At 73.5% G+C, this 12,479-nt stretch carries 13 protein-coding genes; 12 read left to right on the plus strand and 1 reads right to left on the minus strand.

What is annotated here, in order from left to right; genetic code table 11:
- Positions 1 to 132: 132 nt before the first annotated feature.
- Both ACFC0B_RS31825 and thiD read left to right on the plus strand, forming a co-directional pair.
- Positions 133 to 1,158, plus strand: coding sequence for a 6-phosphofructokinase (locus tag ACFC0B_RS31825; RefSeq protein ID WP_376093685.1), 1,026 nt, complete (start codon positions 133 to 135; stop codon positions 1,156 to 1,158).
- A gap of 18 nt (positions 1,159 to 1,176) precedes the next feature.
- Positions 1,177 to 1,974 (plus strand): bifunctional hydroxymethylpyrimidine kinase/phosphomethylpyrimidine kinase, encoded by a 798-nt coding sequence (gene thiD, locus ACFC0B_RS31830; protein ID WP_376093688.1) that lies wholly within the window; start codon positions 1,177 to 1,179, stop codon positions 1,972 to 1,974.
- A gap of 136 nt (positions 1,975 to 2,110) precedes the next feature.
- On the opposite strand, the gene rpmB is transcribed toward thiD, so the two are convergent.
- Positions 2,111 to 2,296, minus strand: a complete 186-nt coding sequence (gene rpmB, locus ACFC0B_RS31835) for a 50S ribosomal protein L28 (protein ID WP_073813963.1) — start codon at positions 2,294 to 2,296, stop codon at positions 2,111 to 2,113.
- 284 nt (positions 2,297 to 2,580) lie between these two features.
- Here rpmB and ACFC0B_RS31840 point away from each other — a divergent pair, with 284 nt between their 5' ends.
- The 10 genes from ACFC0B_RS31840 to mutM all read left to right on the plus strand — a co-directional run bounded on the left by ACFC0B_RS31840 (position 2,581) and on the right by mutM (position 12,470).
- Complete coding sequence (locus ACFC0B_RS31840; RefSeq protein ID WP_376093691.1) at positions 2,581 to 4,212, plus strand: DAK2 domain-containing protein; 1,632 nt, start codon at positions 2,581 to 2,583, stop codon at positions 4,210 to 4,212.
- A 41-nt stretch (positions 4,213 to 4,253) separates the two neighbouring features.
- Entirely contained in the window at positions 4,254 to 6,494 is a 2,241-nt protein-coding gene (gene recG / locus ACFC0B_RS31845; protein ID WP_376093694.1) for an ATP-dependent DNA helicase RecG, read from the plus strand.
- A 106-nt stretch (positions 6,495 to 6,600) separates the two neighbouring features.
- Complete coding sequence (locus ACFC0B_RS31850) at positions 6,601 to 7,134, plus strand: hypothetical protein (protein WP_376093697.1); 534 nt, start codon at positions 6,601 to 6,603, stop codon at positions 7,132 to 7,134.
- 97 nt (positions 7,135 to 7,231) lie between these two features.
- Positions 7,232 to 7,819, plus strand: coding sequence for a 16S rRNA (guanine(966)-N(2))-methyltransferase RsmD (gene rsmD, locus ACFC0B_RS31855; protein WP_376093700.1), 588 nt, complete (start codon positions 7,232 to 7,234; stop codon positions 7,817 to 7,819).
- A 50-nt stretch (positions 7,820 to 7,869) separates the two neighbouring features.
- The gene (gene coaD, locus ACFC0B_RS31860) at positions 7,870 to 8,361 is read left to right on the plus strand and encodes a pantetheine-phosphate adenylyltransferase (protein ID WP_376093703.1); all 492 of its coding nucleotides are present in this window, start codon (positions 7,870 to 7,872) and stop codon (positions 8,359 to 8,361) included.
- 199 nt (positions 8,362 to 8,560) lie between these two features.
- Positions 8,561 to 9,763: an ATP synthase F0 subunit B gene (locus ACFC0B_RS31865; RefSeq protein WP_376093706.1), complete on the plus strand. Its 1,203-nt coding sequence runs from the start codon at positions 8,561 to 8,563 to the stop codon at positions 9,761 to 9,763.
- 141 nt (positions 9,764 to 9,904) lie between these two features.
- Positions 9,905 to 10,549 (plus strand): DUF177 domain-containing protein, encoded by a 645-nt coding sequence (locus ACFC0B_RS31870; RefSeq protein WP_376093709.1) that lies wholly within the window; start codon positions 9,905 to 9,907, stop codon positions 10,547 to 10,549.
- 2 nt (positions 10,550 to 10,551) lie between these two features.
- Positions 10,552 to 10,725, plus strand: coding sequence for a 50S ribosomal protein L32 (gene rpmF, locus ACFC0B_RS31875; protein ID WP_097236113.1), 174 nt, complete (start codon positions 10,552 to 10,554; stop codon positions 10,723 to 10,725).
- Between the two features lie 20 nt (positions 10,726 to 10,745).
- Positions 10,746 to 11,534 (plus strand): ribonuclease III, encoded by a 789-nt coding sequence (rnc, locus tag ACFC0B_RS31880; RefSeq protein WP_376093712.1) that lies wholly within the window; start codon positions 10,746 to 10,748, stop codon positions 11,532 to 11,534.
- A 57-nt stretch (positions 11,535 to 11,591) separates the two neighbouring features.
- A complete protein-coding gene (gene mutM, locus ACFC0B_RS31885) occupies positions 11,592 to 12,470 on the plus strand; it encodes a bifunctional DNA-formamidopyrimidine glycosylase/DNA-(apurinic or apyrimidinic site) lyase (RefSeq protein ID WP_376093715.1) in 879 nt (292 codons plus the stop codon).
- Positions 12,471 to 12,479 lie beyond the last annotated feature (9 nt).

The following is a 12,479-nucleotide window of genomic DNA, read 5'->3' on the forward strand; positions in this document are numbered from 1 at the left end:
CGTCGCGGCGCGCGGCGGGGACTCCGGGCGGGGGAGTGCGTAGGCTTGGCCCACAGCCCGGCCACCCGTCGTTCGCACGGGTGGTCTGGACCACTGTGGTCTGAACCACTTCGAGCGGGAGAGTCCACCACCATGCGAATCGGAGTCCTGACCAGCGGCGGCGACTGCCCCGGACTGAACGCGGTGATCCGTTCCGTGGTGCACCGGGGCACCGACGTGCACGGCGACGAGATCGTCGGCATCGAGGACGGCTTCCTCGGCCTCATCGAGGGCCGCACCCGCCCGGTCTCGCACGACGACGTCACCGGCCTGCTGACCCTCGGCGGCACCATCCTCGGCTCCGCCCGGGTGCAGCGCGACCGGATCCAGTGGGCGGTGGACAACGCCAAGACCCTCGCCCGGGACATCGGCATCGACGCGCTGATCGCCATCGGCGGCGAGGGCACCCTCACCGCCGCCCGGATGTTCAGCGAGGCCGGGCTGCCGGTGGTCGGCGTCCCCAAGACCATCGACAACGACATCGACGCCACCGACGTCACCTTCGGCTTCGACACCGCGGTGCACGTCGCCACCGAGGCGATCGACCGGCTCAAGACCACCGCCGAGTCCCACCAGCGCGTCATGGTCGTGGAGCTGATGGGCCGCCACACCGGCTGGATCACGCTCACCGCCGGCATGGCGGGCGGCGCGCACGGCATCCTGATCCCGGAGAAGCCGTTCGACATCGAGGCGGTGGCCCGGATGGTCGAGGACCGCTTCGCCCGCGGCAAGAAGTTCGCCATCATCGCCGTGGCCGAGGGGGCCTCCCCGACGCCCGGCACCATGCGCTTCGACCACGGCGAGGTCGACCGGTTCGGGCACCGGACCTTCGGCGGGATCGGCAACCGCCTCGCCCACGAGCTGGAGAACCTGCTCGGCAAGGAGGCCCGCCCGGTCATCCTCGGCCACGTCCAGCGCGGCGGCACCCCCACCGCCCGGGACCGGGTGCTCGCCACCCGGTTCGGCTGGCACGCCGTGGAGGCCGTCCACCAGGGCGCCTTCGGCCACTTCACCGCGCTGCGCCGCAACGACATCCGGCTGGTGCCGATCGCCGACGCGGTGACCCGGCTCAAGACCGTCCCCGAGGACCGCTGGGCGGAGTCCGAGGCCGTGCTGTGACCGCGTAGGTTTGGGCGCATGTCTTCCACCGCACCTCCCCGCGTTCTCACGGTCGCCGGCTCGGACTCCGGCGGCGGCGCCGGCATCCAGGCCGACCTCAAGGCGATGCTCGCCCTCGGCGTCCACGGCATGAGCGTGATCACCGCCGTCACCGCGCAGAACTCGCTCGGCGTCCAGGGCTACTGGGAGCTGCCCGCCGAGGCCGTCCGCGCCCAGTTCCGCAGCGTGGCCGACGACATCGGCGTCCAGGCCGTGAAGACCGGCATGCTCGCCTCGATCGAGCTGGTCGAGACGGTCTCCGAGCTGCTGGCCGGCGTCGACGCGCCGGTCGTGGTCGACCCGGTCGGCGTCTCCAAGCACGGCGACGCGCTGCTCGCCGCCGAGGCCGTCGCCACCGTCCGGGAGAGGCTGCTGCCGGTCGCCACCCTCGCCACGCCCAACCTGCACGAGGTGACGCAGCTCACCGGCCGGGTGGTCGAGGACGAGGCGCAGATGGTGGACGCCGCCAAGGCGCTGCTCGACCTCGGGCCGCGCTGGGTGCTGGTCAAGGGCGGGCACCTGCCCGGCGAGGCGGCCGACCTGCTGTACGGCGGGGCGGGCGAGGAGCACTGGTACCGGGCGCCGCGCTACGACAACCGGCACACCCACGGCACCGGCTGCACCCTGGCCAGCGCGATCGCCGCCGGCCTGGCCAAGGGCGAGGAGCTGCCCGCGGCGGTGGCCTCGGCGAAGGAGTACATCACCGGCGCGATCGCCGGCGGCTTCGCGCTGGGCGCCGGCATCGGACCGGTCGACCACGCCTGGCGCTGGCGCTGAGGGGCCGCGCGAAAACGCCTGTGGGCGGGCCCGAGGGCCCGCCCACAGCAAGGTCGATCGCATGCCGGAACAACAGAAAGCCGGTCCACCCGAGGATGAACCGACTTACTGGAGGACCGGCACACCGGTCTGCGCGTCAGCGCGAGACCTTACCGGCCTTGATGCACGAGGTGCAGACGTTGAGCCGCTTCGGCGTCCGCCCAACCACAGCGCGCACCGTCTGGATGTTGGGGTTCCAGCGACGGGGGGTACGGCGGTGCGAGTGGGAGATGCTGTTGCCGAAGCCCGGCCCCTTGCCGCAGACGTCGCAGTTGGCAGCCACAGGAGTCACTCCAAGACTTCAGATCATTTACGTGAGACAACCCCGGCAGACCAGTGGAGCACTCACGTGAACCGAACCGGACCAAGGGGTGAGCCTGAACCTGTTCCAGGCAACCGGAAGAGCATACAACGCTTGCTTCCGTTCAACGAAACTACCATGACCGGCCGGGTGATCGCTCCGACCGCCGTGTCCGCCGCCGCCTCCCGGCCCCCGATAACCTGCCGGTACCACCCCTCGCCGTTCACCCTCAGGCCATCACGGCGTCCCACTCCGGAGGAGACCTGGTGCTGCACACGCTCGACGCCCCGGCCGTGCGCAGCTGGTGCCAGCTGGCGCTGCGCGCGCTCGGCCAGGCCCGCGAGGAGATCGACGCACTCAACGTCTACCCCGTCCCGGACGGCGACACCGGCACCAACCTGTACCTGACCGTGGAGTCGGCCGCCGCCGAGGTGGAGAGCCGGTTCGCCGACCCGGGCCCCGGCCCGGCGCCCGGCCTGGCCGAGACCGCCCGGGCGATGGCCCGCGGCGCCCTGGTCGGTGCCCGCGGCAACTCCGGGGTGATCCTCGCCCAGTGGCTGCGCGGCGCCGCCGAGAAGCTCGCCGACGGCGGCGGCGCCGAGCAGCTGCGGGCCGCCCTCCAGCGGGCTTCCGACGCCGCCTACCAGGCGGTCGCCGAACCGGTCGAGGGCACCCTGCTGACCGTCGCCCGGACCGCCGCCCGGGAGGCGGGCCGGGCCGGCGACGGGCTCGGACAGGTCGCCGAGGCCGCCTACCGGGCCGCCCGCGAGGCGCTGCGGCACACTCCCGAGCAGCTCGCCGTGCTGGCCGAGAACGGGGTGGTGGACGCCGGCGGCCGCGGGCTGGTCGCCGTCCTCGGGGCGCTCGCCGACGCGGTGGCCGGCCACCAGCCGATGGGGCCGGTCGCGCTGCGCGAGGACGTCCGGCCCGCGGGCGGCTGCGAGCTGCACGTGCGGCCGCCCGGTCCGGGCCACCCGGCGTTCGAGGTGATCTACCTGCTGGACGCGCCCGACGAGGCGCTGCCCGCGCTGCGGACGCGGCTGGGCGCGCTCGGCGACTCGCTGGTGGTCGGCGGCGGCGACGGCCTGTGGAACGTGCACGTCCACGTCGACGACGCGGGCGCCGCCGTGGAGGCCGGGGTCGAGGCCGGGCGCCCGCACCAGATCCGGATCACCCACTTCGCCGAGGCCGCCGCCCGCTCCGGCGCCGCCGCCGACCGCGGCGAGCCCGAGCGGCCGGTCCGCGCGGTGCTGTCGGTGGTCTCCGGCGAGGGCCTAGCCGAACTCTGCGAGCAGGCCGGCGCGGTCGTCCTGCACGCCGAGCCCGGCCGCCCGCCGGCCAGCGCCGAACTCACCGCCGCCGTGCGCCGGGCCGCCGCCCGCGAGGTGGTGCTGCTGCTCAACGACCCGGAACTGCGGGCCGCCGCCGGCGCCGCCGCCGACCAGCTGCGCGAGGAGGGCGTGCGGATCGCCGTGCTGCCCACCCGCTCGCCGGTCCAGGGCCTGGCCGCGCTCGCCGTGCACGAGGCCGGGCGGCGCTTCGACGAGGACGTGGTCGCCATGACCTCGGCGGCCGGCGCCACCCGGTACGCCGAACTCGCCGTCGCCGAGGGCGAGTCCTGGACCATGGCCGGGGTCTGCCAGGCCGGCGACGTGCTCGGCCTGATCGACGGCGACGTCGCGGTGATCGGCGCGGGCCTGGCCGAGGTCGGCGGGAGCGTGCTGGACCGGATGCTCGGCGGGGGCGGCGAACTGGTCACCCTGATCCTCGGCGAGGGCGCCCCCGAGGGCCTCGCCGAGGGCCTCGTCGCGCACGCCCGGCACAGCCGGCCCGAGGTGGACGCGGTGGTCTTCCACGGCGGGCAGGAGTCGGCACCGCTGCTGATCGGCGTGGAGTGAGCGCCCGGATTGTCGGCCCGGTGGTGTAAACAGGGGCCTTGATGGGCGCTCTCGATGAACCACTGACCAAGCTCGTCGGCGACCGGACCGCCAAGGTGCTCGCCGACAGCCTCAAGCTGCGCACGGTCGGGGACCTGCTGCACCACTATCCGCGCCGCTACGTCGAACGCGGCCAGCTCACCAGCCTGGACGAGCTGGAGATCGACGAGCACGTCACCGTGCTGGCCCGGATCGAGAAGGTCACCCTGATCCCGTTCCGCGGCCGCAAGGGCGACCGGCTGGAGGTGGTGGTCACCGACGGCCGCAGCCGGCTCTCGCTGGTCTTCTTCAACCAGGGCTGGCGGCAGAAGGAGCTGCGGCCGGGGACGCAGGGCCTGTTCGCGGGCAAGGTCGGGATGTTCAACCGGACCCGCCAACTGGCCTCCCCCGACTACCAGCTGCTCGACGACGCGGACGGCGACAGCGCCGCCGCCCGGTTCGCCGGACGGCTGATCCCGGTCTACCCGGCCAGCGCCCAGATGCCCAGCTGGAAGCTGTCGCTCTGCGTGGAGACGGCGCTCACCAAGCACCTGTCCGACGTCGGCGAGCCGCTGCCCGCCGAACTGCGCGAGCGCCACGGGCTGATCCCGCTGCCCGAGGCGCTCGAACTGATCCACCGCCCGCGCGGCCAGGCCGACCGCGAGCGCGCCCAGGAGCGGCTGCGCTGGGACGAGGCGTTCGTCCTGCAGGTCGCCCTCGCCCAGCGCCGGGCCGCCGACTCCGCCCTGTCCGCCAAGCCGCGCGAGGCCCGCCCGGGCGGGCTGCTGGACGCCTTCGACGCCCGGCTCCCGTTCACCCTCACCGAGGGCCAGCGGAAGGTCTCCGCCGAGATCGCCGCCGACCTCGCGAGCGACCACCCGATGCACCGCCTGCTCCAGGGCGAGGTCGGCTCCGGCAAGACCATGGTCGCGCTGCGCGCCATGCTGGCCGTGGTCGACGCCGGCGGGCAGGCGGTGCTGCTGGCGCCTACCGAGGTGCTCGCCCAGCAGCACCACCGGTCGATCGTGGAGATGATGGGCGACCTCGCCGAGGGCGGCATGCTCGGCGGGGCCGACCTGGGGACGCGGGTGGTGCTGCTCACCGGCTCGATGGGCGTGCCGGCCCGGCGGCAGGCGCTGCTGGACATGGCTTGCGGGGACGCCGGGATCGCGATCGGCACCCACGCGCTGATCGAGGACAAGGTGCAGTTCCAGGACCTGGGCCTGGTGGTGGTCGACGAGCAGCACCGCTTCGGCGTCGAGCAGCGGGACGCGCTGCGCGCCAAGGGCGACCAGCCGCCGCACCTGCTGGTGATGACGGCCACCCCGATCCCGCGCACGGTCGCGATGACCGTCTTCGGGGACCTGGAGACCTCCGTCCTGGACCAGCTGCCGGCCGGCCGCTCGCCGATCTCCACCCATGTCGTGCCGGCCGTCGAGAAGCCCAACTTCCTGACCCGCGCCTGGGAGCGGGTGCGCGAGGAGGTGGAGAAGGGCCACCAGGCGTACGTGGTCTGCCCGCGGATCGGGGACGAGGATCCGGAGGAGCGGAAGGGCGCCAAGGGCGCGAAGCGGAAGCGCCGCGCCGAGGACCTGGAGGAACTGCTCGACGACGCGCCCGACGAGGGCGCGGCGGCCGAGGGCGACCGGCGGCCCCCGCTGTCGGTCGTGGAGACCGCCGGGAAGCTGACCGCCGGCCCGCTGTCCGGTCTGCGGGTGGAGATCCTGCACGGGCGCCTCGCGCCGGAGGCCAAGGACGAGGTGATGCGCCGGTTCGCGGCCGGCGAGGTGGACGTGCTGGTCGCCACCACGGTGATCGAGGTCGGCGTCAACGTGCCGAACTCCACCGCGATGGTGATCATGGACGCCGACCGGTTCGGCGTCTCCCAGCTGCACCAGCTGCGCGGCCGGGTCGGCCGCGGCTCCGCCCCCGGGCTCTGCCTGCTGGTCTCCGACATGCCGGCGGCCAGTGCCGCCCGCGCCCGGCTGGACGCGGTGGCGGGCACCCTGGACGGCTTCCAGCTGTCCCGGATCGACCTCGAACAGCGCCGCGAGGGCGACGTCCTCGGCCAGGCGCAGTCCGGGGTGAGGTCCTCGCTCAAGGTGCTCTCGGTGCTGGAGGACGAGGAGGTCATCGTCACCGCCCGGGCCGAGGCCACCCGGCTGGTCGCCGAGGACCCGGACCTCGCCGCCCACCCGGACCTGCGCACCGCCCTGGAGAGCCTGCTCGACGAGGACCGCGCGGCCTACATGGAGAAGGGCTGACGGGCCCCTCCGCGCACCCCGGATTGTCAGACCCCCGCGAGAGAATGAAGGTGTTCAGGGCGCACCCCCAAGGTGCGTCCCTGGCGCGACACTTGGGGGTTTAGCCATGGCATTCCGTCATCTCAACGAGCTCCCGCTCGGCGACAAGGTCTTCCGGATCGAACTCGCCAGCGACGACGACCGCGAGGTCACCCTCACCCTCACCGGCTGGCGCGAGGGGGCCGCGGCGGCCCCGCTCGCCTCCGGCAAGCTGCGGCTGCCGGTCGAGGACGTCGCCTCGCTGCGGATCGCGCTCAACCGCGCGCTCCGGGCCCTGGCGATCGTCGCCGACGTCTCCGAGCCCATCCCCGACCGCGACGTGCTGCGCGAGCTCTACCCCGGCCACGGCGCCCCCTGGGTGCCGCAGCACGAGGAGGAGCTGGTCCGGCGCTTCCACGACAGCGAGACCGTCGCCCGGATCGCCGCCCGCTTCGGCCGCACGCCCGACTCCGTCCGCACCAAGCTGCGCGAGCTCGGCCACGACCCGCGCCGCCCCGAGTACTGCCCGCCCGACGGCTGCCTCTCCTGGTCCCGCTACGCCTCGCCGTCGCTGCTCGGCGCGGCCGTCCCGGCCCAGCCGGCCGGTTCCGAGGCGAGCTGATCACCTGAGTGCGTGAGCGTGGCCCCCGCCGGGCGGACCGGCGGGGGCCACGGCCGTATAGCGTGGTCGGGCAGCGACGAAAGGACCTCCCACCACCATGACCCGCGTGATCGCCGGGGCGGCCGGCGGCCGCCGGCTGGCCGTACCGCCCGGCCGGGGCACCCGCCCGACCTCCGACAAGGCCCGCGAGGCGATGTTCTCCACGCTGGAGGCGCTGCGCGGCACCGCCCTGCACGGCGCCCGGATGCTGGACCTGTTCGGCGGATCGGGCGCGGTCGGCCTGGAGGCGCTCTCGCGCGGGGCCGCGCACGTGCTGCTGGTCGAGGCGGACGCCCAGGCGGCCCGGGTGATCCGGGAGAACGTCCGGACGATCGGCCTGCCGGGCGCGCTGGTGAAGGCCGCCCGGGCGGAGAAGGTGATCGCCGGACCCGCCCCGGAGGCCCCGTACGACCTGGTCTTCCTCGACCCGCCGTACGCGGTCACCGACGACGAGGTGCGCGAGATGCTGATCACACTCCTCGCTGGGGGCTGGCTCGCGGGGGATGCACTCGTCACCGTGGAGCGCAGCACCCGCGGTGGAGAGTTCGGCTGGCCGGAGGGCTTCGAGGTGCTGCGCTCCCGCCGCTACGGCGAGGGCACGCTCTGGTACGGTCGCGCCGCCGCCGAGACCCGCCACCACCCCTAGCGGGCCCGGGCCCGCAGGATTCCCGCCACCCACGAGGGAGCACACACGCCATGCGCCGCGCCGTCTGCCCCGGGTCCTTCGACCCGATCACCAACGGTCACCTCGACATCATCGAGCGGGCCTCGAAGCTGTACGACGTGCTGCACGTCGCGGTGCTGATCAACCGCAACAAGCAGGGCATGTTCAGCGTCGAGGAGCGGATCGCGCTGATCGAGGAGAGCACCGCCCGGTACGGCAACGTGGTGGTCGAGTCGCACCTCGGCCTGCTGGTGGACTTCTGCCGCGAGCGGGACATCCCGGCGATCATCAAGGGCCTGCGCGCGGTCAGCGACTTCGACTACGAGCTGCAGATGGCCCAGATGAACCACGGCCTGAGCGGCGTCGACACGCTCTTCGTGCCGACCTCGCCGACGTACAGCTTCCTCTCCTCGACGCTGGTGAAGGAGGTCGCCTCGTACGGCGGCGACGTCTCGCACCTGCTCCCGGAGACGGTGCACCGCCGGCTGGTCGAGCGGATCGCCGAGCGGCGCGCCCAGCAGTAGCCGCGGCCGGGGTGACCGGCCGTCCGTTTCTGCCGGTTCATCATGGTTTGTCCGAGAGGTGCGAAGACGGGCGTACGCGGGCGTTGTGACCTCGCCGGGCAGGGGCCGTACAGTCTGTATTCCTGCCCCGCGGTGACGTCCACCGCGCCGGGGCGCTGCCTCCGCCGGACCTCGGCGGCACACGGAAAGACGAACGCCCGTGGACGTGCAGAACAAGGTCGACGAGATCGTGGCGGCCGTCGAGAACGCCCGCTCGATGCCCATGTCGGCCTCCTGCGTGGTGAACCGTGCCGAGCTGATCGCACTGCTCCAGGGCCTCCGTGCGGCCCTGCCCGCCGAGCTGGCCCAGGCCCAGTCGGTGATGGCCGACCACGAGTCCGTGGTCGCGGACGCCCAGGCGGAGGCCGACCGGATCATCCAGGGCGCGCACAGCGAGCGCGGTTCGCTGATCTCCGACACCGAGGTGGTCCGCCGCGCCCAGGCGGAGGCGGACCGGATCCTCGCCGAGGCCCGGGCCGAGATCGAGACCAAGCGCGCCGAGGCCGACGACTACGTCGACAGCAAGCTCGCCAACTTCGAGGTCGTGCTCACCAAGACGCTCGGCGCCGTCGGCCGCGGCCGCACCAAGCTGCGCGGCGACGCGAGCGTCTTCGAGACCGAGTACGAGGGCGAGACCGACGGCGAGGAGTTCCAGCCGCAGCGGATCAGCCCCAGCCCCGAGGTCGACGAGTACGTCGATGTGAAGCTCGCCACCCTGGAGAACGTGCTCAGCGCGACCCTGGAGGCGGTCGGCAAGGGCCGCGACAAGCTGACCGGCAAGCGGCCGATCGACGATCTCGGCGCCTACCTGGCCGCCGCCGACGAGGCGCAGCAGGCCAAGGAGCGCGCCGAGGCGGTCGCGGCCGGTTTCGCCGCGGACGCGGACGGCGCCGAGCTGGCCTGGTACCGCGAGGAGGTGCCGCAGCAGCAGACCTGGCCGGAGCAGACCCCGGCCGCGGCCGGCTGGCAGGCCCCCGGCGCGGACCAGTACGCGGCCGCGCAGCAGGGCGGCGCCCAGTACGCCGAGGTGTACGGCGGCGGCTTCGACCCGGCCGCCGGCCAGACCGCGGACCCGTACGGGGGCCAGTGGGGGCACCAGGGGCCCGAGGCCGGGGGAGGCTACCCGCAGCAGGGGCAGCAGCCCGGGTACGGCGACGGCCGGCAGGGCGGCTACGGCTACCCGCCCCAGCCGCAGGGCTACCCGGAGCAGCAGCAGTACGGCGGCGGCTACGGCTACCCGCAGCAGCCCGCGGACCCGCCCGCGCCGGTGCCGCAGCAGACCCAGGCGGGGCTGGACGAGACCAGCTTCTTCGACACCAGCATGATCGACATGACCCGGCTGCGGGAGCTCGGCGGCCGGTAGCGCCCGGGCACGAAGTTGGGCCTGGCGGGAGACTCGGGTAGTCTGACCACTCCGGCCTCTCCGTGTCGGGCCGTCGGTCTGCCCGCGCATCCCCCGACGAGCAGCGCCGCGCACCGGTACCCCTCAGGAAGTCAGGACACCTTGAACCGCCTCGACCACCGCGACCCCCTCGTGTTCGACACGCACGAGCTGGGCCGTCGTCCGGGTGCGCTGCGCAAGGTGTCCCGGACCCTGGAGGCCCCCGAGGGCCTGGGGATCATCGACGTGATCGGCGTTCCGGAGAAGAGCGAGCTCGCGCTGGAGCTCCGCCTGGAGTCCGTGGTCGAGGGCGTGCTGGTCACCGGCACCGCCGAGACCCGGGTCGAGGGCGAGTGCGTCCGGTGCCTGGAGCCCGTCGAGTTCGACCTCGACGTGGACTTCCAGGAGCTGTACTACTACCCGGAGTCCGACGAGCGCCATCGCGCCCGGACCGCCGGGACCGAGGACCTCGACGAGGACTCCGAGGAAGAGACTTACCGCCTGGAGGGCGACTACTTCGACCTCCAGCCGGTGCTGCGTGACGCGGTGGTGCTCGCACTGCCGCTGCAGCCGGTGTGCCAGGAAGACTGCCTGGGCCTGTGCTCCGAGTGCGGAGCGCGCCTGAGTGACGACCCGGCGCACCACCACGATGCCGCCGACCCCCGGTGGGCGGCTCTGCAGGGACTCTCCGCCGCCCACGGCGACGAGGGTGACGGAATCGAGAACAGCGGTACCCGTGAGGGTCTCGCCGAGAACCAGGAGAAGTAGCCGTGGCTGTTCCGAAGCGGAAGATGTCGCGCAGCAACACGCGCCACCGCCGGTCCAACTGGAAGGCCGTTGCCCCGGCCCTCGTGGCGTGCGACCGCTGCCACGAGCCGAAGCTCTCGCACATCGCGTGCCCGAGCTGCGGCACGTACAACCGCCGCCAGGTCCTCTCGGTCTGATCGGCAGGGTGTACGGATCGATGTCGGACGGTAACTCCTCCCGCAAGGCGACCGCGGCTCCGAAGACTCCTTCGGGCGGTGGCAAGGCCGGCGGGCCGGCTTCGACCGAATACGACGTCCTGGAAGGGCGCCTCGGGTACACGCTCGAGCGCGCCCTTCTGGTACGTGCCCTGACCCACCGCTCGTACGCGTACGAGAACGGTGGTCTGCCCACCAACGAGCGCCTGGAGTTCCTCGGCGACTCGGTGCTGGGCCTGGTGGTGACCGACACCCTCTACCGCGTCCACCCGGACGTCCCGGAGGGCACGCTCGCCAAGCTGCGCGCCGCGGTGGTCAACTCGCGCGCGCTCGCCGACGTCGGCCGCGGCCTGGAGCTGGGCACGTTCATCCGGCTCGGCAAGGGCGAGGAGGGCACCGGCGGCCGCGACAAGTCGTCGATCCTCGCCGACACGGTCGAGGCGGTCATCGGGGCCGTCTACCTCGACCGCGGTCTGGACGCCGCCACCGAGTTCGTCCACCGGCTGTTCGACCCGCTGATCGAGGAATCCTCTCAGCTGGGCGCCGGCCTGGACTGGAAGACCAGCCTCCAGGAGCTCACCGCCTCGGTGGGCATCGGAGTGCCGGAGTACGTGGTCGAGGAGTCCGGCCCGGACCACGAGAAGACCTTCACCGCCGCGGCCCGGGTGGCCGGCGAGGACTTCGGCAGCGGCGTCGGCCGCTCGAAGAAGGAAGCCGAGCAGAAGGCCGCGGAGAGCGCCTGGCGGGCGATCAAGGAGAAGTACGCCGACCGCCTGCCGAGCGGCGCCTGACCACGCAGTAGCCTTCCTCCTGCAGAGCCGAGTCCGTTCCGCTGGAGGCGTGTTCCCGTGCCCGAACTTCCCGAGGTCGAGGTCGTCCGCCGCGGTCTGGCGAACTGGGTCGCCGGGCGGACCGTCGCCGGCGTCGAGGTGCTGCACCCGCGCGCGGTGCGCCGCCAGCCGGCCGGCGCGGCGGACTTCGCGGCCCGGCTCACCGGCACCACCCTCGGCGCGGCGCAGCGCCGCGGCAAGTACCTCTGGGTGCCGCTGACGGGGCCGGGCGAGGGCTTCTCGCTGATCGGCCACCTCGGGATGAGCGGCCAACTGCTCGTCCAGGACCCGGCGGTGCCGGACGAGACCCACCTGCGGGTGCGGCTGCGGTTCACCGACGGCGGGCGCGAGCTGCGCTTCGTCGACCAGCGGACCTTCGGCGGGCTGGCGGTCGAGGAGGCCGAGGACGGCGATCCGGAGGGCACCCCGGTCTCCATCGCGCACATCGCCCGCGACCCGCTCGACCCCCGGTTCGACGACGCCGCCTTCGCGACGGCGCTGCGCGCCCGGCGCACCACGGTCAAGCGGGCGCTGCTGGACCAGACGCTGATCAGCGGGGTCGGCAACATCTACGCCGACGAGGCGCTGTGGCGCTCGCGGCTGCACTACGACCGGCCGACCGCGACGCTGACCCGTCCGCAGGCGCTGCTGCTGCTGGCCGCCGCCCGGGACGTGATGACGGCGGCGCTGGCCGTCGGCGGCACCAGCTTCGACAGCCTGTACGTCAACGTGAACGGCGAGAGCGGCTACTTCTCCCGCGACCTGGACGCCTACGGCCGGGAGCACGAGCCCTGCCGGCGCTGCGGCACCGCGCTGCGGCGGGCCGCCTGGATGAACCGGTCCAGCTACTTCTGCCCCCGCTGCCAGCGCGTCCCGCGCGTGAGCAGCGGAGGCTGACCCCCCCGG

The sequence above is a fragment of the Kitasatospora sp. NPDC056184 genome, from assembly GCF_042268405.1.
Lineage (GTDB): Bacteria > Actinomycetota > Actinomycetes > Streptomycetales > Streptomycetaceae > Kitasatospora.

Bases quoted from the DNA above. Each gene is read 5' to 3' on its own strand.
- rnc (WP_376093712.1), top strand. From the start codon at position 10,746: ATGTCGGACGGTAACTCCTCCCGCAAGGCGACCGCGGCTCCGAAGACT.
- ACFC0B_RS31850 (WP_376093697.1), top strand. From the start codon at position 6,601: ATGGCATTCCGTCATCTCAACGAGCTCCCGCTCGGCGACAAGGTCTTC.
- ACFC0B_RS31825 (WP_376093685.1), top strand. From the start codon at position 133: ATGCGAATCGGAGTCCTGACCAGCGGCGGCGACTGCCCCGGACTGAAC.
- rsmD (WP_376093700.1), top strand. From the start codon at position 7,232: ATGACCCGCGTGATCGCCGGGGCGGCCGGCGGCCGCCGGCTGGCCGTA.
- coaD (WP_376093703.1), top strand. From the start codon at position 7,870: ATGCGCCGCGCCGTCTGCCCCGGGTCCTTCGACCCGATCACCAACGGT.
- recG (WP_376093694.1), top strand. From the start codon at position 4,254: ATGGGCGCTCTCGATGAACCACTGACCAAGCTCGTCGGCGACCGGACC.
- thiD (WP_376093688.1), top strand. From the start codon at position 1,177: ATGTCTTCCACCGCACCTCCCCGCGTTCTCACGGTCGCCGGCTCGGAC.